The following is a 21,776-nucleotide window of genomic DNA, read 5'->3' on the forward strand; positions in this document are numbered from 1 at the left end:
CCGTGCTGTTTCAGCTCACGGTGACGGCCGGCTCCCCCGCCGCGACGCCGTCCTGCTCCATCTGTTCGGCGATCTTCATCGCCTCCTCGATGAGGGTCTCCACGATCTTCGACTCGGGCACGGTCTTGATGACCTCGCCCTTGACGAAGATCTGACCCTTGCCGTTGCCGGAGGCGACTCCCAGGTCCGCCTCCCGCGCCTCACCGGGTCCGTTGACGACGCAGCCCATGACCGCGACGCGCAACGGCACCTCCATGCCTTCCAGGCCCGCCGTGACCTCGTCGGCGAGCTTGTAGACGTCCACCTGGGCACGCCCGCAGGACGGGCACGACACGATCTCCAGCCGCCGGGGCTTGAGGTTCAGCGACTCCAGGATCTGGAGGCCGACCTTGACCTCCTCCACCGGCGGGGCGGACAGCGACACCCGGATCGTGTCGCCGATGCCCTCGCTGAGCAGTGCCCCGAAGGCGACCGCCGACTTGATCGTGCCCTGGAAGGCGGGACCGGCCTCGGTGACCCCGAGGTGCAGCGGATAGTCGCTCTGCGCGGCCAGCTGCCGGTAGGCGTTGACCATGATGACCGGGTCGTTGTGCTTCACCGAGATCTTGATGTCGCGGAAGCCGTGCTCCTCGAAGAGCGACGCCTCCCACAGGGCCGACTCGACGAGCGCCTCGGGCGTCGCCTTGCCGTACTTCTGGAGCAGACGACGGTCCAGGGAACCGGCGTTGACCCCGATCCGGATCGGCGTGCCGTGGTCCTTGGCGGCCCGCGCGATCTCCTTGACCTTGTCGTCGAACTGCTTGATGTTGCCGGGATTGACGCGAACCGCCGCGCAGCCGGCCTCGATTGCGGCGAACACGTACTTGGGCTGGAAGTGGATGTCCGCGATCACCGGGATCTGCGACTTGCGCGCGATGGTCGCCAGCGCGTCCGCGTCGTCCTGCGTGGGGCAGGCGACGCGGACGATCTGGCAGCCGGACGCGGTGAGTTCGGCGATCTGCTGGAGGGTGGCGCCGATGTCCGACGTACGGGTCGTGGTCATCGACTGGACCGAGACGGGGGCCCCGCCCCCGACCGCCACCGATCCGACCTCGATGCGTCGCGACACACGTCGCTCGGCGATCGGCCGGACCGGCATCTCGGGGACGCCCAGGGATACGGCGGTCATGACGTCAGTCGCGGTTTCCGGCGACGGTCTCGCGCATGGCCCGCAGGGACTCCTTGAGGGAACCCATGGTGGCGAGGACGGCGGTGGGCTCGTAGCCGCAGTGCGCCATGCAGTTGGCGCAGCGCGGGTCCTTGCCGCGGCCGTACTTGTCCCAGTCGGTCTCCTCGATCAGCTCCCGGTACGTCGGGACGTACCCGTCGCTCATCAGGTAGCAGGGGCGCTGCCAGCCGAAGAGCGAGTAGTTCGGGATCGCCCAGGCCGTGCACGGGAAGTCGACCTTGCCCTCCAGGAAGTCCAGGAAGAGCGGGGAGTGGTTGAGCCGCCACTTGCGCCGGTTGCCGCCCGCGAAGGCCTTCTTGAACAACTCGCGGGTCTGTTCCACGCCCAGGAAGTGCTCCTGGTCGGGCGCCTTCTCGTAGGCGTAGGCGGGCGAGATCATCATCTCGTCGACCTTGAGGTCGTCGTTGAGGAAGTTGAGCACCTCGATGATGGTCTGCGGGGTGTCGGTGTTGAAGAAGGTCGAGTTGGTGGTGACCCGGAAGCCGCGTTTCTTCGCCTCCTTGATCGCCTCGACGGCCTCGTCGAACACGCCCTCCTTCGCCACGGACTCGTCGTGCCGCTCGCGCAGCCCGTCGATGTGCACCGCGAAGGCGAAGTACGGGGAGGGCTTGAACTTGTCCATCTTCTTGCGCAGCAACATGGCGTTGGTGCAGAGGAAGACGTACTTCCTCTTCGCCACCAACTGCCGCACGATCTCGTCGATCTGAGGGTGCATCAGCGGCTCACCGCCGGCGATGGACACCATCGGCGCACCGGACTCCAGCACCGCCCCGACGGCCTGGGCCACCGGCATGCGCTGCTTGAGCACCCCGGCGGGGTGCTGGATCTTGCCGCAGCCCTCGCACGCGAGGTTGCACGCGAAGAGGGGTTCAAGCTCCACGATCAACGGGAACTTGTCCCGCTTGCGGATCTTCTGTTCGGCCAAGTATGTAGCGACCTTGATGGTCTGGCGCAGCGGCATGGCCATCTGGCTCACCTCCGAGGGAGCAGCAAAGAACGGTGCCATTCGAAAAAAGCGGGAAGAACGGAACGAAGAACGCGGAAAGCCGATATTCCACCGCGCACCGTGCCGATCCGGACGAGTTCATGTTCAGGAGCGTCCACGACCACCCGTACGGCCGCAACCGGGCGCGCGCCCGTACGCACGGCGCTCAGCAGCGTGGCCGCCGACTCCATGTCGACCGCGATCGCGCCGGTCGCGAGCAGATCCGACCGTTCCTGACCGCGGACGATGTGATCGGAGCCGGTCAGCGGGCCGGTGTGGACGGTGCGTCCGGGCAGGGCCCGCACCAGTTCCTTGACGAGCAGCTCGGTACCGACGCACGGAACGGTTCCGCGCGCCTGTCTGGTCTCCTCGGCGACCACGAGGTCACCGGGATGCATACCGGGGGCCAGGCCGGCGCAGAAGCCCGTGGCCAGTACGGCGGCCCCGTCCAGCGCCGGATCGGCGAGGCGCCGCGTGACGGCCTCCTCGGCCGCCTGGGGCCCCATCCCCGTCCTGAGGAAGGTGACCGGCCCGTCGGCGCCGGAGCGATCGCCCGCGCGCAGGGCGAGGTGCTCGATGCCGAGCGCGCAGGCGATCAACAGCGGCGGTCCGGCGGGCTGTGTGCTCATCAGCCCCCCTTGGTCGGAGAGAACGGCGTCTGAGAGAACGGTTCTCCGTGCACGAAGCGCCCGAGCGCGGTGAGCGGGAACACCTGCCGGTAGAGGTGGTAGTTGATGGAGAAGTCCCACGGGAAGCCCGTTCCCGTGAAGTAGGGCTCGTCCCAGGACCCGTCCTCCCGCTGGGTCGTCGCGAGCCACTCGATGCCGCGCTCTACGGCCTTGGAGTCGCGCTCCCCCGCCGCGAGCAGGGCCATCAGGGCCCAGGCCGTCTGCGAGGCGGTGGAGGCGCCCCGGCCGCTCCATTCCTTGGCGTACTTGTAGGAGCGCAGGTCCTCGCCCCAGCCGCCGTCGTCGTTCTGTACCGTCTCCAGCCAGGTGACCGCGCGCCGGATCGCCGGGTGCGAGCCGGGGATCCCGGCCGCGGCGAGCGCGGGCACCACGGACCCTGTGCCGTATACGTAGTTGACGCCCCAGCGGCCGAACCACGAGCCGTCCGGCTCCTGTTCGGCGAGCAGCCACTCGATGCCGCGCCGGGTGCGCGGGTCGTGGGCGAGGCCCTCGACGGCGAGCATCTCGACGACGTGCGCGGTGACGTCCGCCGACGGCGGGTCGATGACCTCGCCGAAGTCGCAGAACGGCAGCCGGTTGGGGAAGGGGCTGGTGTTGTCGACGTCGAAGGCGCCCCAACCGCCGTTCTTGGACTGCATTCCGAGGTTCCAGCGGACCGCGCGTCCTGCGGCCCGGTCCAGGCGTTCCGGGTCGTGATGTCTGACCCGGCGCAGCGCGAGCACGACCTCGGCGGTGTCGTCGATGTCGGGGTAGTTGTCGTTGTGGAACTCGAACGCCCAGCCGCCCGGCGGCAGTTGGGGTCGCTTGACCGCCCAGTCGCCGGGGCGGACGATCTCCTCCCCGAGCATCCAGTCGGCCGCCTTGACCAGTTGGGGGTGGTCGGCGGGCACGCCCGCGTCGGCGAGCGCGATGGTGGCGAGGCAGGTGTCCCACACCGGGGACTGGCAGGCCTCGATCATCCGGGCCCCGTCCTCGCGCCAGACCGCGAACCGGTCCAGCGACTCAAGTCCCGCGCGCATCACGGGGTGTTCGAGGTCGTAGCCGAGCAGGTGCAGGGCGATCACCGAGTACACGGCCGGCGGCTGGATGCCGCCCCAGCAGCCGTCGTTCTCCTGCCGCTCGATGATCCAGCGCGCGGCCGATTTCATGGCCGCCCCGCGCAGCTTGCGCGGCGCGACCTTGCGGTAGAGGTGCAGCGCCTTGTCGAGCCGCTGGAAGGCGCCGTCCCAACTCGCCACCCGGGCAAGGGGCTTGACCGGGTTCGGGTTGTCCGCGTCGGTGTGCAGCTCGTCGAGCGGGAAGGGCGCTGGCCGTACCGGCCGCTTCGCGGAGACCACCGTCAGCGGCACGATGGTCTGGCGGGCCCAGCATCCGAAGTCGTAGATGTTGAGCGGCACCCAGGTGGGGAAGTACAGGAGTTCCGGCGGGAGTTCGGGCAGGTCGTCCCACTTCCACCAGCCGAACAGCGCGAGCCAGATCCGGGTGAAGACCCGGGCCGCGGCGATCCCGCCCCGCTCACGGACCCACGCGGACGCCTTCGCCATGTACGGGGCGTCCGGCGCGTCCCCGGCCAGCCGGAGGGCGACGTACGCCTCGATGGTGGTGGAGAGTTCACCGGGTCCGCCGTAGAAACTGGCCCAGGCGCCGTCCTCGCGCTGCTCGCCCCGGATGAAGAGTGCGGAGGCCTGGGTCGTCGACTCGTCGCGGATACCCAGGAACTGACGGAGCAGCAGATCCTCGGCGTCCATCGTGACGTTCGTCTCGAGGTCGCCCTTCCACCAGCCCTGGGCGTCCTGCTGCGAGAGGAGGAAGTCGGTGGCGCGTTGTACGGCGAGTACGGCGGCGTCGTGCACCCCGGCCGCCACGGGGGTGTTGATGTCGGTTTCGCTGGCCGCGGCAACCCGGGGCTGCATGGCCCCGGTGCTTCCGTCGGTCGTCGCTGTCATGGCTTCCCCTTCGTGCAGTGGCATGTCTCTGCTGTGGGTCCGCCGTCGGCCGGTACTCGTATCTCCGCAGCACCGGCCGGCGACTACGCGAGGGTTATTCGACCGATAGTGATCATCTCTTTCGTACGACGACGAAGTCGGCGAGCGCCGTGAACTGCGCCCGAACGCGGTCGGGCATGTCGATGGCGTCGAGGGCCTCGATGGCGATGGTGTGCTGACGGCGTGCCTCTTCGGCGGTCCACTCGCGGCCGCCGGCCTCCTCGATGAGCGCGGCGCGGGCCGCGAACTCCTCCTCGGAGAAGTTCTCGAAGTCGCTGCTCTTGGCGTCGGCGGCGAGGATCTCACCGAGCCGCTCGGAGGCGGGTCCGCCCGCCGCGAGCGCCGCCACCACGGGCAGGGACTTCTTGCGCTGGCGCAGATCGCTCCAGGTCTGCTTTCCGGTCGCCTCCGGGTCGCCCCAGATGCCGAGGAGGTCGTCGACGGCCTGGAACGCCAGGCCGAGGTGGTGGCCGTACTTCTCCAGGACGTCGGCGGTGCGGTCGTCCGCACCACCGAGCACGGCCCCGATGGAGGAGGCGCAGGCGAGCAGGGCGCCGGTCTTGTTGCCCTCCATCTCCAGGCACTCCTCGACGCTGACGCGGTCGCGGTGCTCGTAGGAGATGTCCTGCGCCTGGCCGTCGATGAGGGCGCGGGTCGCGGTGGTGAGGCGGCGGGTGGCGCGGCCGGCCTCGACGGTGCCGAGCTCCAGCAGCACCTCGTTGGCCAGCGCGAACAAAGCGTCGCCGACCAGGATGGCCTGGGAGGGGCCGTGCACCTTCCACACGGTGTCGCGGTGCCGGCGCTGCTCGTCGCCGTCCATCAGGTCGTCGTGCAGCAGCGAGAAGTTGTGGACCAGCTCGACGGCGACGGCGCCGGGGATGCCGGTCTCGGGCGAGGCGCCGGTGACCTCGGCGGAGAGCACGGCGAGCGCGGGGCGTACGGCCTTGCCTCCGTCGCCGGCCGCCGGGTTGCCCTCGGCGTCGATCCAGCCGAAGTGGTAGGCGGAAACGGTGTCCATGGGGGAAGCCAGCCGGTCCACGGCCGCCCGCAGTACCGGTGTGGCAAGGGTCCGGCCGCGCTCCAGGAGCGCGGACACGTCCACCGCGTCGGCAGCCGTCTCGGCCGGGGGCACAGTGGGCACAGTCTCTCCTCTTGTCGCGGTACCGAAGGTGCGGGGGTCGCCTGCCGCCTGCTGATCGAGCATCACGCCGCCTCCTCGAAGCCGAAGAGATGACGGGGGCGGGGCCGGCCCAGGGCGGTGAGTGCGGCGTCCGCCGCGCTCACCCCACTGCGGACCGCACTCTCCATGGTCGCGGGCCACCCTGTGGCGGTCCACGCTCCGGCCAGGTACAGGCCGGGGGCTTTGGTGCGGGCGCCGGGCCGCAGCCGTCCGACGCCGGGGGCGGGAGCGAACGTCGCCGTGCGCTCCCTGGTCACGAAGAAGTCCCTCACCTCGGCGCCGCGCGCGCCGGGCAGCAGCCGCTCCAGCTCGGGGAGGTAGCGCTCCCGCAGCTCGGCCACGGGCGCGTCGATCTCGTCGTGCACGGCGGACTGGGACAGCGCCAGGTACTGGCCGTCCTTCAGCCCGGACGCGTCGGTCCGGTCGAACACCCACTGCACCGGGCTGCCCAGCGCCGCGAAGAACGGCCGGGTGAGCACCGTGCGGTCGTAGACGACATGGACGTTGAGGATCGGCGAGTAGTCGATCGCCAGCAGCCGCTCAGGGTCGTCGAGGGCGCCGTCGGGCAGCAGATCGTGGGCCTCGCGCTGCGGTACGGCGAGGACGACGGTGTCGGCCTCGATGGCCTCGCCGGGAACCTGAACGCTCCAACGCCCGTTTTCGTCAGTAGAGATGGAGGTGACGCGTGTACGGACTTCGGTGCGCACGCCCGCGGAGTCGAGCGCCTTGCGGGCGAGCCGGTCGTGCAGTTCACCCAGCGGGACGTGTGCCCAGCCGATGTCGGCCGCGCCCGGGTCGGAGAGCAGACCGGTCTTGAACACCATCGCGGCCAGCGCCAGCGAGGAATCGCCCGCGACCGCGTTGAGGGTGGCGACCCCCACCAGGTCCCACAGTGCCTCGACGGCACGCGCCGACTGACCGTGTTCGGTCAGCCAGCTGCCGAAGTTCTGGGCGTCCAGCGCGGGGTCGGCGAGGTCGAGCGCTTTGAGCGCGAGCGCGGCACGTCCTACTTTGGCGCGCTCCGCGAGCGAGAGATGCGGGTACGTCGCGAGGCTGCGCCCCAGATGCAGGGGCACCGGCAGCGGGTCGCGCCGCAGTCTGCCGAGCCGGCGCCCCTCGGGGCGGTTCGCGTCGAGTACCGGCACGTCGAGACGATCCTGCAGCGGAGCAAGCGCCGCGCCCTCGATGCGGTCGAGGAACCAGCGGTAGGCGGTGCAGCAGCGCAGATAGACGTGCTGGCCGTTGTCGACGGTGAGGTCGCCGCGCTGGAAGGAGAAGGCGAGCCCGCCCAGGCGCGGGCGGCCTTCGAGCAACGTCACGCGGACTCCGGCGTCGGCGAGCGCGAGCGCGGTGGTGATGCCGGCGAGCCCGCCGCCGATCACGACGGCATGCCGTCCGGCCGGTCCTGTCGCCGGCTCGGCGGGCAGCCCTTCGGGCCGCGTCCCGTCGCTCATCGTGCACTCCCCCCTGCGCGCCCGCCGCGGCGCTCCAACCAGCCACGGCAGACCGTTGCAGTCAGGGACGCCGCTTCGCACCGGAGGGTTGCGTGCCGCATTTCTCCGGCGCCATCGCCTTGGCCCACTTCGTCCATCAGGTGCGCCTCCTGAGGGTGCTCCGCGCGACATGCCGGGCGTCCAGGCCGGACAGGCCGCGCACCGCGACGTAGGCCTTCTCGCGGCCGGGCAGGGAGACGCGGCCGCGCAGGACGGCCTCCGGCTCGCGCTCGATGCGGTCCAGCAGACGGCGGTAGATGCCGGCCATGGCGGCGACGCAGGCGCCGCTGCGGCGGTCGAGCATGGGCAGCAGCCGGTAGCCCTCGGCGAAAAGAGTGCGGGCCCGGCGCACCTCGAAGTGCACGAGACCCGCGAAGTCGGAACCCTCCGGCGGCGTCGGCCCGTTGAACCCGGCCGAGCAGCCGAATTTCGCGAGGTCGTCGGCGGGCAGATAGGTACGGCCGTCCTCGGCGTCCTCGCGGACGTCCCGCAGGATGTTGGTGAGCTGGAGCGCGAGCCCCAGCGTGTCGGCGTACTCCGAGGCGCGCTCGACTCCGCGCGCCCCCGGCTCGGTGCCGAACACGCCGAGCGAGAGCCGTCCGATCGCGCCCGCGACACACCGGCAGTAGACCTTCAGGTCGTCCCAGGTCTCGTAGGTCTCGCCCTGTACGTCCTTCAGGACGCCGTCGATCAGCTCGTCCAGGCCGTCGAGCGGGACCGGAAAGGCCTCCGCCGTGTGGGCGAGGGCGACCGCGACCGGGTCGGTGTCGTCCTCCTCGACCTTGCCTTCGCGAACCCGGGTGAGCAGCGCCCGGGTGTCCTCCAGACGCGCCGACTTGACCTCGGTCGGCAGTGTGCCGTCGCCGATGTCGTCGACGCGTCGGGAGAACGCGTACAGCGCCGACATGGCGCGGCGCTTGGGCGTAGGCAGCAGTCTGATGCCGTACGCGAAGTTACGTGCCTGCTGACCGGTGACGGCCTCGCAGTAGCTGTAGGCGGCGAGTACCGGTGCGGACATGTGCGGTGCAGACTCCACGCTGCGGATCACCCCTCTCCTCGCAGAGTCACGCCCACCTCACGCAGCAACTGGATCTTGCCGGGTTTGGGCGGGCCGGGAAGTACGTCGTATTCAGCGGCGACGATCGCTCGGATCGCCGCCCTTCCCCCCGCCACGAACCCCGCGAGCAGCAGCCTCAACCTGCCGTGGACGCTACCCACCAGGGGGGCGCCTTCATTCAGGAGATCGCGGGCGCGTTCTGCTTCGTATGCAACCAGCGCGCGCACCGATGCGCCCGCGGAGGGCGTGGCGAGATCCGCTTCCTGGACGTGAAAGCGCTTCATGTCCTGGGCGGGCAGGTAGATGCGGTCGCGGCCGAGGTCCTCGGCGACGTCCTGCAGGTGTTCGACGATCTGAAGTGCGGTACAGATCGCGTCGGAGTGCCGGACCCGCTCGGGGGTCTCGGTGCCGGTGACGCCGAGAACCAGGCGGCCGACCGGGTTCGCGGACAGTTCGCAGTAGGCGACGAGATCGTCGTAGGTCTCGTAGCGCGTGACGAGCTGGTCCTGGCGGTTCGCGGCGATCAGGCCGAGGAAGGGCTCGGGGGTCAGCGCGCACCGGCGGACGGTCGGCTGAAGGCGGCGCAGCAGCGGGTGGCTCGGAGTGCCGTCGAAGACGCGGTGCAGGTCGGCCTCGAAGGCGTCGAGGAGGAGCAGGCGGTCCTCGGCGTCCTCCGGTGACACGCCGAGGAGGCGGGCGTCGGCGCCGCCGGGGGCCAGATCGCCGTCTCCGATGTCGTCGACGAGGCGGGCGAATCCGTACACCGCCATGAGATCGGTGCGCCAGGCCCTGGGCAGGAAGAAAGGCGCCACGGGGAAGTTCTCACCCGCGGCCTTGTCGAGTGTGCCGCGCTCCGGATCACCGGTGGCGGCGGAGCCGGTTCCCGTCACCGCTCACTGCCAGGGGCGGGGACGGCGCATGCTTCGGTGAGCTGGGGAGTTTCCGTAGCCATTGCCGTCACATCTCCCGTTCTACACTGCCGACCCAATACACACTATTTCGGACACGCCGCCCAGTCGTCCGCACGGTTAAACGCAGGCTTACCCGTAGAAGGGTGTCGCGCACTATCGCCCCACTTGCCGCTATTCGGCACCGGTACAGCTTACGTTGTACAACGCAGCGAGGTTCCTCGGGGTGTCCTGCACATCACAACAACACACCGATTGGCGTCAAGATTCCTTGGGCCGGGCCGAGTTGACGTTTCCTTTGCAGACGCGGAGCCCCGCCGGAACAGTTCCGGCGGGGCCCGGGGAAGCGTTCTGGGCTTTTGCGCCCGTATGCGAGTGGACTACTTGCCCGTGAACTTCTCGTACTCCTTGAGGACCTCGTCGGTCGGGCCGTCCATCCGGAGTTCGCCGCGTTCCAGCCACAGCACGCGGTCGCAGGTGTCGCGGATCGACTTGTTGTTGTGACTGACGAGAAACACCGTGCCCGCGGACTTGCGCAGTTCGCGGATGCGCTCCTCGGAGCGGACCTGGAACTTGCGGTCGCCGGTGGCCAGCGCCTCGTCGATCATCAGGACATCGTGGTCCTTGGCGGCGGCGATGGAGAAGCGCAGCCGGGCCGCCATGCCGGAGGAGTAGGTGCGCATCGGGAGGGTGATGAAGTCGCCCTTCTCGTTGATGCCGGAGAAGTCGACGATCTCCTGGTAGCGCTCCCTGACCTGCTCGCGGGACATGCCCATGGCGAGCCCGCCCAGGATGACGTTGCGCTCGCCGGTGAGGTCGTTCATCAGGGCCGCGTTCACGCCCAGCAGCGAGGGCTGGCCGTTGGTGTAGACCCGGCCCTTCTCGGCCGGGAGGAGGCCGGCGATGGCGCGCAGCAGGGTCGACTTGCCGGAGCCGTTCGAGCCGATCAGGCCGACGGCCTCGCCGCGGTAGGCGACGAAGGAGACGCCCTTGACGGCGTGCACCTTGCGCACCCCGCGCTCCTCGCCGCGCTTGACTATGCGGCTGAGGGCGGAGGTGGCGCTCCCCTTGCCGGTCTTGGCGCCGTGCACCCGGTAGACGATGTGCAGTTCGTCCGCGATGACGGTGGGGACCAGGTCCCTCGGGGTCTGCTCCAGGTTCTGCTCAGCCACGGCCGTACCTCTCCTCCGCCTGCCAGAAGTACACGAAGCCGCCGACGAACAGGACCACGGCCCAGAAGGCGGCGATGGCCCACACGTGCGGCGGCAGGTTCGACGCGCCGTAGCCGTCGATGATCGCGAAGCGCATCAGGTCCATGTAGACGGCGGCCGGGTTCACCTGCAGCAGGCGGACGAACACCTCGGAGCGGCCCTCCATCATCGTGCTGATGGAGAACATGACGCCCGACGCGTACATCCAGGTGCGCAGCATGAACGGCATCAGCTGGGCGAGGTCCGGGGTCTTGGCGCCCATCCGCGCCACGATCAGCGCGAGCCCGGTGTTGAAGAGGAACTGGAGCACCAGGATCGGGACGATCAGCAGCCAGGACAGGCTGGGGTAGCTGCCGAAGCCGACGACGATGATGAACAGCACGATCATCGAGAACAGCAGCTGCTGGAGCTGCTGGAGCGCGAAGGAGATCGGCAGCGAGGCGCGCGGGAAGTGCAGCGCGCGCACCAGGCCGAGGTTGCCGGAGATCGCGCGGACGCCCGCCATGATCGAGCTCTGCGTGAAGGTGAAGACGAAGACGCCCGTGACCAGGAACGGGATGTACACGTCCCGGGACATGCCGCGGCTGGCCTTCAGGATGACGCCGAAGATGAAGAAGTACACGGCCGCGTTCAGCAGCGGTGTGGCCACCTGCCAGAGCTGGCCGAGCTTCGCCTGGCTGTACTGGGCCGTCAGCTTCGCCTGGGAGAAGGCCAGGATGAAGTGCCGGCGTCCCCACAACTGGCGGATGTACTCGGCGAGTCCGGGACGGGCACCGCTCACCGTCAGCCCGTACTTGGCGGACAGCTGCGCCGCCGTGAGGCCTTCGTCGGGCGACGGACGCGGGCTCACCGCGACTCCGCCGTCATGCGTTGTCTCACTCAAGGGTGGATGCCTTCATTTTCGGATTCGTCTTACGACTGTCTTGCGTTCGTCTTACGGAATTGTGCTACAGGAACTGACACGTATCCGCCGCCGGGTACGGTCCGAGGGGTCGTCCGCGCGTCCCGAGCTTGTCAGATGACCGGAGGACGGCCCAGTCGCGTCAGGCGCCACACCGTACGCCACCGCATGGGCCGGCGCGGTCCGCACGGAGTGGTCCAGCCCTCCTTGAAGCCGCCGAACCAGGCCTGCAGGGCCGGGCGCGAGGGCCGGCGCAGGAGGGTGAGCAGCAGCCATACCCCGAGGTAGACGGGGACGAGGGGCGCGGGGAGGTTGCGGCGGGCCAGCCAGACCCGGTTGCGGGCGACCATGCGGTGGTAGACCGCGTGCCGCGAGGGCGCGGTCGTCGGGTGGTACAGGACCATGTCGGACCGGTAGTCGATCATCCAGCCCGCGTCGAGGGCCCGCCAGGCGAGGTCGGTCTCCTCGTGGGCGTAGAAGAACTCGTCCGGGAGTCCGCCGACCTCGGCGAAGACCTTCGTGCGGACGGCGTTGGCGCCGCCGAGGAAGGTGGTGACCCGGGAGGAGCGCATCGGGTCGGAGGCCCGCAGCCGCGGGACGTGGCGGCGCTGGGTGACGCCGGTCTCCGGGTCGGCGATGCGGAAGCTGATGATGCCGAGTTCGGGGTCGGCGGCGAAGGCCTGCCGGCACAGCTCGGCGGTGTCGTGCTGGGCGAGGAGCCCGTCGTCGTCGAGGAACATCACTATGTCGACATCGCGACCGCCCGGCCCGAAGGCGTCCAGGCCGATGTTGCGGCCACCGGGGATGCCCAGGTTCTCGGGCAGTTCGACGGTCCGGACGCCCGCGGGGACGTCCGGGACGGGCGAGCCGTTGCCGACGACGACCGCCTCGACCCGGTCGCCGTCCTGCTTGGCGACCGAGTCGAGCAACGCCCGCAGTTCGTCGGGGCGGTTGCCCATGGTGATGATCACCGCGCCGACCTTCATGCCGTTCACTTCAGCCTGCTCGACGCGAGGATCGACACCAGGTGCAGCAGGGTCTGGAGCAGCGCGATGCCGGCCAGTACGGCGACGCCGAGCCGTGAGTAGACCAGGTCGCCGCGCATCTGGTCCACGATCGCCAGGACCAGGATCAGCAGGGTCGCCTCGATGCCGAGGATCAGCCGGTGGAACTTGAAGGCGGCGGCGGCCCGACGGGCCAGCGCCATCCCGGAGGAGCGCATCTCGGCGGCGGACTCCTGGACCGGTGCCTTGCCGGTCTGGTGGCGGGCGACGCCGACCAGGTCGGTCTCGGCCTTGATCAGGATCGCGCCGAGCGCGGCCAGCGTCCCGAGGAACGCCCACAGCCAGTCGATGCGGCCGCTGCCGAACAGGTCGGCGGCGCGCAGCCCGAAGCCGACGAGCACGGCGGCGTCGGTGAGATAGGCGCCCACCCGGTCGAGGTAGACCCCGGCGAGGGAGTACTGCTTGCGCCAGCGGGCGATCTCGCCGTCGACGCAGTCCAGCAGCAGGTACATCTGGACGCACACCACGCCGAGCACGGCGCCCGTGATCCCCGGCACCAGCAGCGCCGGGGCCGCGAGCACCCCGAAGACGGTCATCAGGTACGTGAGCTGGTTGGGCGAGACCCTGGTGTTCACCAGGTAGCGGTCCACCCGCAGGGACACCTCACGCATGTAGAGGCGTCCCATCCAGTGCTCACCGCTGCGCCGGTCCTTCACCCCTGCGGGGTGGACGACGGGACGGAGTTCAGCTACCGATGGCCTTGACATAGTCGGCGTAGATGTCCTTGATCTGGTCGGTTTTCAGGTCGAGGTGTTCGAGGATGGTGTAGCGGCCGGGGCGGGTCTCCGGAGCGAACTCCACGGCGCGGACGAACTCGTCCACGGTGAAGCCGATCTCCTCCGGCAGCACGGGCAGTCCGTGCCGGCGCAGTACCTCGGCCATGTAGGCCGATTCCTCGTGGGCTCCGCGCAGGTACATCGCGAAGGCCGCGCCCAGTCCGCACTGCTCGCCGTGGGCGGCGGCGCGTTTGGGGAAGAGCAGGTCGAAGGCGTGATTGATCTCGTGGCAGGCGCCGGAGGACGGGCGGGAGTCGCCCGACACCGACATGGCGATACCGCTGAGGACGAGCGCCTCGGCGAGCACCTGGAGGAAGGCGTTGTCGCCGACCCCGCCCGGGTGCCGCAGCACGGCCTCGCCGGCCTGACGGGCCATGGCCGCGGCGAGACCGTCGATCTTCTCGCCCTTGACGCGGTTGGCGAGCTCCCAGTCCGCGATCGCGGAGATGTTGGAGATCGCGTCCCCGATGCCCGCCCGCACGAAGCGGACCGGTGCCTCGCGGATGACGTCCAGGTCGATGACGACGGCGATCGGGTTCGGCACGCCGTAGGAGCCGCGGCCCGCGTCGTTGTCGAGGGTGGCGACCGGTGAGCACAGGCCGTCGTGCGCGAGGTTCGTCGGTACGGCGACCAGGGGCAGGCCGATGCGTGCCGCGGCGAACTTGGCGCAGTCGATGATCTTGCCGCCGCCGAGGCCCACGACCGCGTCGTAGTGACCGGCCTTCATGTCGCCGGCCAGCTGGATCGCGTCGTCGAGGGTGCCGCCGCCGACCTCGTACCAGGTGGCACCGGGCAGGCTCGGCTCCAGGCGGGCGCGCAGCCGGGCGCCGGAGCCGCCGCTGACCGCGACCGCGAGCCGGCCGGAGTGCGAGATCCGCTGGTCGGCGAGGACACCGGCCAGGTCGTCGAGGGCACCCGGGCGGATGTCCACGACGACGGGCGAGGGAATCAGCCGGGTCAGTACAGGCACGCGATCTCACGCCCCTTGGCCAGATCGTCGTGGTTGTCGATCTCGACCCACTTGATGTCGCCGATCGGGGCCACGTCGATCCGGAAGCCGCGGTTCACGAGCTCCTGGTAGCCGTGCTCGTAGAACTGCTGGGGGTCGGTCTCCCACACCGTCTTGAGCGCGTCGGCCAGCTCGGACATGGCGTCGCCCTCGATGAGGGTGACGCCGATGTACTCGCCGGTCGCCTCGGCGGGGTCCATCAGCTTGGTGATCTTCGTCATGCCCCTGGCGGGGTCGACGACGACCTTCATCTCCTCGTCGGCAAGGGACTTGACGGTGTCGAGGGCGAGGATGATCCGCTTGCCCTCGCCGCGCGCCGCGAGCAGCGTGCGCTCGACGGAGACCGGGTGGACGGTGTCGCCGTTGGCGAGGATCACGCCGTCCTTGAGGGCGTCACGTCCGCACCACAGGGAGTAGGCGTTGTTCCACTCCTCGGCCTTGTCGTTGTCGATGAGGGTGAGCTTGAGGCCGTACTTCGCCTCAAGGGCCGCCTTGCGCTCGTACACGGCTTCCTTGCGGTAGCCGACGATGATCGCGACCTCGGCCAGACCGATCTCGGCGAAGTTGCCGAGGGTGAGGTCCAGGACCGTCGGTTCGCCCTCTATGCCCGCGGGCCCCACCGGCACCAGCGCCTTGGGAAGGCTGTCGGTGTAGGGGCGCAGACGCCGTCCGGCGCCGGCCGCCAGCACGAGGCCGATCATGCGGGTTCTCCTTCATCGTGTACGGCGGGTGCCCCTGCGGACACCCAGAAGCGGATGCTCTCGACGAGCACCAGCAGGGCCACTGCCACGGCGAGGACCGTGAGCGCGACCGGGAACTGCGACGCGGTGAGCGCGGCGGCGAGAACGGTGACGAGCAGCGTCCGCCCTTCGTGCCCCCCGATGGCGCGCACCAGCCAGGCCGGGGACGCCCCGGCGTTGCCGCGGATGCGGTACACCGTGTCGTAGTGATGGTAGGCGACGGCGGCCACCAGGCCGAAAGCCGCCGGAAGCGCTCCGTTTACCTCTGCTTCAGCCGCGAGGATCAGGACGGTGCAGTATTCCGCCGCCCGGAAGAGCGGAGGGACCAGCCAGTCGAGGGCGCCCTTGAGGGGGCGGGACAGGGCCTGGCCGGCGGCGATCGCGTAGACGAAGGCGCCCGCCACGGGGGCCCAGGCGGCCCCGGAGAAGAGGGTCGCCACGAGAACCGCCGTACCGGCGAGCGCGATCAGGAACGGTGCGCCGAGGCGGGCGGGGCTCACGCGGGCCACGAACGACGCGATCGGCCCGTTGTCCGCGAGGTCCGCCAGTGCCCGCGCCGCCCGGTCCGTCCGGGTCGCCTTGCGGGTCAGCGAGCGCAGCACCCGGCCCGCCGTCGTGTACGTCGCCGCGAAGGCGCAGCCGACGAGGAGGACGTAGAAGGTGATCCGGGGGGTGGTCACGGCCGTGAGGACGGCGATCATCGCCCATCGTTCGCCGATGGGCAGCACTATCATCCGGCGCACCCAGACCGTCCAGCCGACGCTGTCGAGCTTGTCGGAGAGGGCGGCGGTGGGGCTGGTGTTGGCGGTGGCGTCGTGGTTGGCCTCGTTGAAGGAGAAGTCCACGACGTGCCGGCAGGTCTGCAGGATCATCGCGCCGAGCGCGAGCGCCCACACGTCGTCGCCGCCGCGGGCCGCTCCCAGCGCGAGGCCGGCGTAGTAGGCGTACTCCTTGGCGCGGTCGAAGGTGGCGTCGAGCCAGGCGCCGAGCGTGGAGTACTTCAGGGCGTAGCGGGCGATCTGTCCGTCGACGCAGTCGAGGACGAAGGAGAAGAGGAGCAGCACGCCGGCCGCGACGAATCCGACGCGGGTGCCGGTGGCCGCGCAGCCCGCCGCGACGATCGCGGTGAGCAGGGAGGCGGTGGTGACCTGGTTCGGGGTGAGGCCGCGACGGGCGCACCAGCGCGCGATGTAGCGGGAGTACGGGCTGATGAAGTGGGTGGTGAAGAAGCCGTCGCGGGACTTCACGGCCGACTTCAGGCGTACGGCCTCGTCGTCGACGGCGGCGACGGCCTGGCGTGCCTCGTTGCGGGTCTGCGGGTCGGTGGGGACGGTGGCGACGAGGCTGCCCAGTTCGGGGCGGTGCACGGCGCAGCCGTCGGCGTCGAGGGCGGTGACGACGCGGTCGGCGAGGTTGTCGAGGAGGGTCGTGCCGCCGCCGGCCGAGTGTTCGCGGGCGACCGCTCGGGTCAGCGCCTGGCGGCCGGCGGGCTGGGCAGTGACGGCGCCCGGTACCGCGGCGAGCGGGAAGCGGGGGTCGGTGAGGCCGAGGCGCAGGGCGTGCGGGTGGCCCACGAAGCGGGCGTCCACGACGGCGACGCGCTGGTCACCGGGGACCGCCGCGAGGAGCGTCTCCGCCTCGGTGGTGTCGGCGGCGGTCCGGACGTCGAAGCCGAGCGACCGCAGGTCGCCCTCGATCGACGATCCGGGGACCGGCTGACCGGTGAGGATGGCGGTCGGCAACCGAACTCACTCCCTGGGTCCGGCGCTCGGGCGCCGGTCATGTGCATGGTGGTGGCGCCCTTCGGGTGGCACCCGGGCGGCATGTCGGCAGAGGCTATCGGATGCTCTCAAGCCCGTGTTCACCGGCCGTTCATGGGCTGATCAACAGGGTCTGAGGCGCCTCCGCCGAGATCATCATCGGGGATTCGGGCCCCGGCCGACAAACCGCACCTGCCAGACCGGGCATCACGGGACATTGCGGAGGCGTACTCCGTGTCGGCATAGGGTCAATGCCCATGACGTGGCTGATCACCGGCGGAGCCGGATACATCGGGGCCCATGTGGCACGGGCGATGGCGGACGCCGGGGAGCGTGTCGTCGCCCTCGACGACCTCTCGGCGGGAAACCCCGCGCGCCTCCCGGCGGACGTCCCGCTCGTCAACGGCTCCTCACTCGACGGTGACCTGCTGAAGCGGGTGTTCGCCGAGCACGGGGTGACCGGGGTCGTGCATCTCGCGGCGCGCAAGCAGGTCGCCGAGTCCGTGGCGCGGCCGACGTACTACTACCGGGAGAACGTCGGCGGCCTCGCGACCCTCCTGGACGCGGTCGCCGGCGCGGGCATCGAACGGTTCGTGTTCTCGTCCTCGGCTGCGGTCTACGGCGACCCGGGCGTCGACCTGATCACCGAGGACACCCCGTGTGCGCCGGTGAACCCGTACGGCGAGACCAAGCTCACCGGCGAGTGGCTGGTCCGGGCGGTGGGCGCGGCGCACGGCATCGACACCGTGTGCCTGCGCTACTTCAACGTGGCGGGCGCCGCCGCGCCGGAACTGGCCGACACCGGGGTCTTCAACATCGTCCCCATGGTCTTCGACCGGCTCACCCGCGACGAGGCCCCGCGGATCTTCGGCGACGACTATCCGACGCCGGACGGCACCTGTATCCGCGACTACATCCATGTCGCGGACCTGGCCGAGGCGCACCTGTCGGCGGCCCGGCGGCTGTCCGACGGCGGCGCGAGCGGCGATCTGACGGTCAACATCGGCCGTGGGGAGGGGGTTTCGGTGCGCGAGCTGGTCACGGTGATCGGCGAGGTCACCGGGGACCGGCGGCCGGCCGTCGTCGAGGGGCGGCGTCCCGGGGACGCGCCGCGCGCGGTCGCCTCCGCCGAGCGGGCCGCCGTGGAGCTGGGGTGGACGGCTCGGCGCGGGGTGCGGGAGATGGTGGACTCGGCGTGGCAGGGGTGGCGGCTGCACCACTCCAGGTGAACTTAGGCTGCCCTGACCTGCGATTTGTTTGCGCAGGTCAGGGCACATGACAACGGTGTTCAGTGCCGCGTTGCCCGATACCCCCCACCCGTAGTTCACTGGGGTTCCGGGCAGTCATCAGGAGGGCGGCGTTTCATGGGGGCAGGGCACGACCACGGGCACTCGCACGGCGCTCCCGTCACCGGTACGGCGACGGCCGCGTACCGGGGCAGGCTGCGGGTCGCGCTGGGGATCACGATCACCGTGATGGTGGTCGAGGTCGTCGGCGGACTGCTCGCGGACTCCCTCGCGCTCATCGCGGACGCGGCCCACATGGCGACGGACGCGCTGGGCCTCGGCATGGCGCTGCTCGCGATCAGCTTCGCGAACCGCCCCGCGACCGGCAACCGCACCTTCGGCTACGCCCGCGGGGAGATCCTCGCCGCGCTCGCCAACTGTCTGCTGCTGCTCGGCGTCGGCGGGTACGTCCTGTACGAGGCGATCCAGCGGTTCGTCACGCCGGCCGACACCGAGGGCGGGCTGACCATCGTGTTCGGCCTGATCGGCCTGGTCGCGAACATGATCTCCCTCACGCTGCTGGTGCGCGGCCAGAAGGACAGCCTGAACGTGCGCGGCGCGTTCCTGGAGGTGGCCGCGGACGCGCTGGGCTCCCTGGCGGTGATCATCGCGGCCGTGGTGATCCTGACCACGGGCTGGCAGGCGGCCGACCCGATCGCCTCGCTCGCCATCGGCCTGATGATCGTGCCGCGCACGCTGAAGCTGCTGCGCGAGACCCTGGACGTGCTGCTGGAGTCGGCCCCCAAGGACGTCGACATGCAGGACGTGCGCGCCCACATCCTGGGCCTGGACGGGGTCGAGGACGTCCACGATCTGCACGCCTGGACGATCACCTCGGGCATGCCGGTGCTCTCCGCGCACGTGGTCGTCCGCACGGACGTGCTCAACGCCATCGGCAACGAGAAGATGCTCCACGAACTCCAGGGCTGCCTCGGCGACCACTTCGACGTCGAGCACTGCACCTTCCAGCTGGAGCCCCGCGGTCACGCGGAGCACGAGGCGAAGCTCTGTCACTGAGGACTGAGGACCGACGACTGACGGAAGCCGGGACGACTGACGGAAGCCGACGGAATCTGAGGGAAATCGACCAGGTCGGACGGAACGCAACCGTCCGGCGCACACTCATGTCCACACTCGCGCGACCCCACCCCCGGGCGGTTCCGCCGTCGCCGCGCCGGGCACGATGAACTGCCGGGAGTGCCGGATTCGTACGGCAGACTTGGCTCGTAGACCGAAGTGAAGGATGGGTATGCCGATCACACCTGCCACCGCGACGCACAGCTCGTCGAACGGCACCGCTGAAGCGATCTTGCTCGAACTGGTCGACGAGAACGGCGTGACGATCGGTACCGCGGAGAAGCTCGCCGCCCATCAGCCGCCGGGGCAGCTGCACCGCGCCTTCTCCGTCTTCCTCTTCGACGAGCAGGGCCGACTGCTGCTCCAGCAGCGGGCGCTCGGCAAGTACCACTCCCCCGGTGTGTGGTCCAACACCTGCTGCGGTCACCCCTACCCCGGCGAGGCGCCCTTCGCGGCGGCGGCCCGGCGGACGTACGAGGAGCTGGGGGTCTCCCCGTCGCTGCTCGCCGAGGCGGGCACGGTGCGCTACAACCACCCGGATCCGGACTCGGGCCTGGTGGAGCAGGAGTACAACCACCTCTTCGTCGGCATGGTGCAGTCGCCGCTGCGGCCGGACCCGGAGGAGGTGGGCACGACCGCGTTCGTGACCCCCGCCGAGCTGACGGAGCGGCACGCGAAGGACACCTTCTCGTCCTGGTTCATGACGGTGCTGGACGCGGCCCGTCCGGCGGTCAGGGAGCTGACGGGCCCGTCCGCGGGCTGGTGACCTCCTCGCCTACGGCACCTGCGCGGGCTTGAGCGGCAGGGCGGCCCAGATCACCTTGCCGCCGCTCGCCGTGTGCTCGACGTCGCAGACGCCACCCGCCTCCCGGGCCACCTCGCGCACCAGGAGCAGTCCCCGGCCGCCGGTCTCGTCGTGGTCGGCCACCAGGGCGGTCGGGCGGTAGGGGTGGTTGTCCTCGACGGACACCCGCACCCACTCGGCGCCGACGGCGACCTCCACGGCGAGGGTCGGCGACAGCAGCACCGCGTGCCGGACCACGTTGGTGACCAGCTCGGAGACGATCAGCAACAGCCCCTGCAGCAGCTCGTCCGAGAGGGGCACGCCCTGCCGGAAGAGCAGGTCCCGTACGGCGTGTCGCGCCTGCGGGACGGAGGCGTCGACGGCGGAGGCGGTGAACCGCCAGACTCCCTCGTACGGCAGCGGATCCGGCGGGGCGGGGGCGGGGAGGGGATCCGGGGGATCGTCCCTGCCGCCTTCTGGGCGGGGGCCTGACCCACGCCCGTGGTTCTCCATCGTCCGGTCGCCACCCTTGCGCTCGATTGTCACCACCCCACGAGTGTTGGCAACGACCCGCGCCACCCCGGACTACTGAACAGAAGTCAGCAGTTATCGGACGCTTTCCGATCGTTGCCGCACGGCCCGGTCGACAGTGGGATCGCCCCTGTTCCCCTTGTGCCGACTTCGCGAACACTTCGGCTTGTCCGTAGCATCCGGCGCATGGAGCCCCGCCTGCTGCACGGCGTCACCGACGCGGTCGCCACCGTCACCGTCCACCACCCCGGCAAGCGCAACGCGATGACCGCCGAGATGTGGCGCTCGCTGCCGCCGCTGCTCGACACCCTGGCCGCCGATCCGGGCGTACGGTCGCTCGTGCTGACCGGTGCGGGCGGGACGTTCTGTGCCGGGGCCGACATCTCGACGCTGCGGGAGTCGCCGGGTGAGGCGCAGGGACTCGCGGTACTCGCGGAGGAGGCGCTGGCCGCGTTCCCGAAGCCGACGCTGGCGGCGATCCGGGGTCATTGTGTGGGCGGCGGGGCGCAGTTGGCGGCGGCCTGCGATCTGCGGTTCGCGGAGGAGGGCGCGCTGTTCGGGGTGACTCCGGCGAAGCTCGGCATCATGTATCCGGCGTCCGCCACCCGGCGGTTGGTGTCGCTGGTGGGACCGGGGACCGCCAAGTACCTGCTGTTCTCCGGCGAGTTGATCGACGCGGAGCGGGCGCTGCGCACCGGTTTCGTCGACGAGCTGCTGCCCGAGGGCGAACTCACCAAGCGGGTCGCGGAGTTCACCCGGGTACTGGTCTCCCGCTCGCAGTTGACGCAGGCCGCAGCGAAGGAGTTCGCCAACGGCCGTACGAACAGGGACGGTTACTGGGCCGAGCAGATGCGCGGCAGCGGCGACACCGCGGAGGGCGTCACCGCGTTCCTGGAGCGCCGGGCACCGCACTTCACGTGGACTGCGTCAGGGGCTGCTTCTACTGATTCAGGATGAAGCGGCTGCTCGCGCGGAACTGGGCCTGGTTTTCCGGTCGGCGCAGGAATGCGGTCGTTTCCTCGCGCTGCGCACGATGGCCGCGATGACGGCACCCCGCCTTTCCCGCCCATCCGGCGCCCACCCCTGGAGCCCGTACCAACCAGTCGGTAACG

General features: G+C 70.2%; 21 protein-coding genes. 4 read left to right on the top strand and 17 right to left on the bottom strand.

Annotation, left to right across the window (positions count from 1 at the left end; genetic code table 11):
- Positions 1-10: 10 nt before the first annotated feature.
- The 16 genes from ispG to SPR02S_RS20390 all read right to left on the bottom strand — a co-directional run bounded on the left by ispG (position 11) and on the right by SPR02S_RS20390 (position 16,968).
- Positions 11-1,168: a flavodoxin-dependent (E)-4-hydroxy-3-methylbut-2-enyl-diphosphate synthase gene (ispG, locus tag SPR02S_RS20320; RefSeq protein WP_019058828.1), complete on the bottom strand. Its 1,158-nt coding sequence runs from the start codon at positions 1,166-1,168 to the stop codon at positions 11-13.
- Positions 1,169-1,172: 4 nt separating this feature from the next.
- Positions 1,173-2,195 (bottom strand): adenosyl-hopene transferase HpnH, encoded by a 1,023-nt coding sequence (hpnH, locus tag SPR02S_RS20325; RefSeq protein WP_019058829.1) that lies wholly within the window; start codon positions 2,193-2,195, stop codon positions 1,173-1,175.
- A gap of 5 nt (positions 2,196-2,200) precedes the next feature.
- Positions 2,201-2,842 carry a 5'-methylthioadenosine/S-adenosylhomocysteine nucleosidase family protein gene (locus tag SPR02S_RS20330; protein WP_019058830.1) on the bottom strand — a complete coding sequence of 214 codons (642 nt, stop codon included), beginning with the start codon at positions 2,840-2,842 and terminating at the stop codon, positions 2,201-2,203.
- On the bottom strand, positions 2,842-4,848 hold the full coding sequence (gene shc / locus SPR02S_RS20335; RefSeq protein ID WP_019058831.1) for a squalene--hopene cyclase: 2,007 nt from the start codon (positions 4,846-4,848) through the stop codon (positions 2,842-2,844). Before shc ends, SPR02S_RS20330 begins: the two co-directional genes overlap by 1 nt.
- 112 nt (positions 4,849-4,960) lie before the next feature.
- Complete coding sequence (locus SPR02S_RS20340; RefSeq protein ID WP_043258396.1) at positions 4,961-6,028, bottom strand: polyprenyl synthetase family protein; 1,068 nt, start codon at positions 6,026-6,028, stop codon at positions 4,961-4,963.
- A gap of 62 nt (positions 6,029-6,090) precedes the next feature.
- Positions 6,091-7,521, bottom strand: a complete 1,431-nt coding sequence (hpnE, locus tag SPR02S_RS20345) for a hydroxysqualene dehydroxylase HpnE (RefSeq protein WP_019058833.1) — start codon at positions 7,519-7,521, stop codon at positions 6,091-6,093.
- The gene (locus tag SPR02S_RS66160; protein ID WP_373283330.1) at positions 7,518-7,658 is read right to left on the bottom strand and encodes a DUF6380 family protein; all 141 of its coding nucleotides are present in this window, start codon (positions 7,656-7,658) and stop codon (positions 7,518-7,520) included. Before SPR02S_RS66160 ends, hpnE begins: the two co-directional genes overlap by 4 nt.
- Positions 7,658-8,608: a presqualene diphosphate synthase HpnD gene (hpnD, locus tag SPR02S_RS20350; protein ID WP_026150716.1), complete on the bottom strand. Its 951-nt coding sequence runs from the start codon at positions 8,606-8,608 to the stop codon at positions 7,658-7,660. The genes SPR02S_RS66160 and hpnD overlap by 1 nt, the downstream gene beginning before the upstream one ends.
- Positions 8,605-9,507 carry a squalene synthase HpnC gene (hpnC, locus tag SPR02S_RS20355; RefSeq protein WP_019058835.1) on the bottom strand — a complete coding sequence of 301 codons (903 nt, stop codon included), beginning with the start codon at positions 9,505-9,507 and terminating at the stop codon, positions 8,605-8,607. Before hpnC ends, hpnD begins: the two co-directional genes overlap by 4 nt.
- A gap of 398 nt (positions 9,508-9,905) precedes the next feature.
- Positions 9,906-10,697, bottom strand: coding sequence for an ABC transporter ATP-binding protein (locus SPR02S_RS20360; RefSeq protein ID WP_019058836.1), 792 nt, complete (start codon positions 10,695-10,697; stop codon positions 9,906-9,908).
- A complete protein-coding gene (locus SPR02S_RS20365; protein ID WP_026150718.1) occupies positions 10,690-11,619 on the bottom strand; it encodes an ABC transporter permease in 930 nt (309 codons plus the stop codon). The genes SPR02S_RS20360 and SPR02S_RS20365 overlap by 8 nt, the downstream gene beginning before the upstream one ends.
- Positions 11,620-11,750: 131 nt before the next feature.
- A complete protein-coding gene (locus SPR02S_RS20370; protein WP_043258397.1) occupies positions 11,751-12,623 on the bottom strand; it encodes a glycosyltransferase family 2 protein in 873 nt (290 codons plus the stop codon).
- A gap of 5 nt (positions 12,624-12,628) precedes the next feature.
- Positions 12,629-13,408 (bottom strand): CDP-alcohol phosphatidyltransferase family protein, encoded by a 780-nt coding sequence (locus tag SPR02S_RS20375; protein ID WP_078622948.1) that lies wholly within the window; start codon positions 13,406-13,408, stop codon positions 12,629-12,631.
- On the bottom strand, positions 13,386-14,447 hold the full coding sequence (locus SPR02S_RS20380; RefSeq protein WP_019058840.1) for an iron-containing alcohol dehydrogenase family protein: 1,062 nt from the start codon (positions 14,445-14,447) through the stop codon (positions 13,386-13,388). The genes SPR02S_RS20375 and SPR02S_RS20380 overlap by 23 nt, the downstream gene beginning before the upstream one ends.
- The gene (locus tag SPR02S_RS20385; protein WP_019058841.1) at positions 14,435-15,187 is read right to left on the bottom strand and encodes a phosphocholine cytidylyltransferase family protein; all 753 of its coding nucleotides are present in this window, start codon (positions 15,185-15,187) and stop codon (positions 14,435-14,437) included. Before SPR02S_RS20385 ends, SPR02S_RS20380 begins: the two co-directional genes overlap by 13 nt.
- On the bottom strand, positions 15,184-16,968 hold the full coding sequence (locus tag SPR02S_RS20390; protein ID WP_019058842.1) for a DUF5941 domain-containing protein: 1,785 nt from the start codon (positions 16,966-16,968) through the stop codon (positions 15,184-15,186). Before SPR02S_RS20390 ends, SPR02S_RS20385 begins: the two co-directional genes overlap by 4 nt.
- 275 nt (positions 16,969-17,243) lie before the next feature.
- Between SPR02S_RS20390 and galE the strand changes: the two genes are divergently transcribed.
- From galE to idi, 3 genes are all read left to right on the top strand, one after another.
- The gene (galE, locus tag SPR02S_RS20395) at positions 17,244-18,215 is read left to right on the top strand and encodes a UDP-glucose 4-epimerase GalE (protein ID WP_019058843.1); all 972 of its coding nucleotides are present in this window, start codon (positions 17,244-17,246) and stop codon (positions 18,213-18,215) included.
- 135 nt (positions 18,216-18,350) lie between these two features.
- Positions 18,351-19,289, top strand: coding sequence for a cation diffusion facilitator family transporter (locus SPR02S_RS20400; RefSeq protein ID WP_019058844.1), 939 nt, complete (start codon positions 18,351-18,353; stop codon positions 19,287-19,289).
- Positions 19,290-19,521: 232 nt separating this feature from the next.
- Positions 19,522-20,115, top strand: coding sequence for an isopentenyl-diphosphate Delta-isomerase (gene idi / locus SPR02S_RS20405; protein ID WP_019058845.1), 594 nt, complete (start codon positions 19,522-19,524; stop codon positions 20,113-20,115).
- A gap of 9 nt (positions 20,116-20,124) precedes the next feature.
- Here the strand turns inward: idi and SPR02S_RS20410 are convergent, their stop codons facing one another.
- Positions 20,125-20,646, bottom strand: coding sequence for an ATP-binding protein (locus SPR02S_RS20410; protein WP_019058846.1), 522 nt, complete (start codon positions 20,644-20,646; stop codon positions 20,125-20,127).
- A gap of 204 nt (positions 20,647-20,850) precedes the next feature.
- Between SPR02S_RS20410 and SPR02S_RS20415 the strand changes: the two genes are divergently transcribed.
- Positions 20,851-21,621: an enoyl-CoA hydratase/isomerase family protein gene (locus tag SPR02S_RS20415; protein WP_019058847.1), complete on the top strand. Its 771-nt coding sequence runs from the start codon at positions 20,851-20,853 to the stop codon at positions 21,619-21,621.
- The last annotated feature ends 155 nt before the right edge of the window (positions 21,622-21,776 follow it).

It is taken from the genome of Streptomyces prunicolor NBRC 13075 (genome assembly GCF_000367365.1).
In the GTDB taxonomy this organism is placed as follows: Bacteria; Actinomycetota; Actinomycetes; order Streptomycetales; family Streptomycetaceae; genus Streptomyces; species Streptomyces prunicolor.

Bases quoted from the DNA above. Each gene is read 5' to 3' on its own strand.
- SPR02S_RS20400 (WP_019058844.1), top strand. From the start codon at position 18,351: ATGGGGGCAGGGCACGACCACGGGCACTCGCACGGCGCTCCCGTCACC.
- SPR02S_RS20370 (WP_043258397.1), bottom strand. From the start codon at position 12,623: ATGAAGGTCGGCGCGGTGATCATCACCATGGGCAACCGCCCCGACGAA.
- hpnH (WP_019058829.1), bottom strand. From the start codon at position 2,195: ATGGCCATGCCGCTGCGCCAGACCATCAAGGTCGCTACATACTTGGCC.
- hpnE (WP_019058833.1), bottom strand. From the start codon at position 7,521: ATGAGCGACGGGACGCGGCCCGAAGGGCTGCCCGCCGAGCCGGCGACA.
- ispG (WP_019058828.1), bottom strand. From the start codon at position 1,168: ATGACCGCCGTATCCCTGGGCGTCCCCGAGATGCCGGTCCGGCCGATC.
- SPR02S_RS20410 (WP_019058846.1), bottom strand. From the start codon at position 20,646: ATGGAGAACCACGGGCGTGGGTCAGGCCCCCGCCCAGAAGGCGGCAGG.
- galE (WP_019058843.1), top strand. From the start codon at position 17,244: ATGACGTGGCTGATCACCGGCGGAGCCGGATACATCGGGGCCCATGTG.
- idi (WP_019058845.1), top strand. From the start codon at position 19,522: ATGCCGATCACACCTGCCACCGCGACGCACAGCTCGTCGAACGGCACC.
- shc (WP_019058831.1), bottom strand. From the start codon at position 4,848: ATGACAGCGACGACCGACGGAAGCACCGGGGCCATGCAGCCCCGGGTT.
- SPR02S_RS20330 (WP_019058830.1), bottom strand. From the start codon at position 2,842: ATGAGCACACAGCCCGCCGGACCGCCGCTGTTGATCGCCTGCGCGCTC.
- SPR02S_RS20415 (WP_019058847.1), top strand. From the start codon at position 20,851: ATGGAGCCCCGCCTGCTGCACGGCGTCACCGACGCGGTCGCCACCGTC.
- SPR02S_RS20375 (WP_078622948.1), bottom strand. From the start codon at position 13,408: ATGTCAAGGCCATCGGTAGCTGAACTCCGTCCCGTCGTCCACCCCGCA.
- SPR02S_RS20385 (WP_019058841.1), bottom strand. From the start codon at position 15,187: ATGATCGGCCTCGTGCTGGCGGCCGGCGCCGGACGGCGTCTGCGCCCC.
- SPR02S_RS66160 (WP_373283330.1), bottom strand. From the start codon at position 7,658: ATGGACGAAGTGGGCCAAGGCGATGGCGCCGGAGAAATGCGGCACGCA.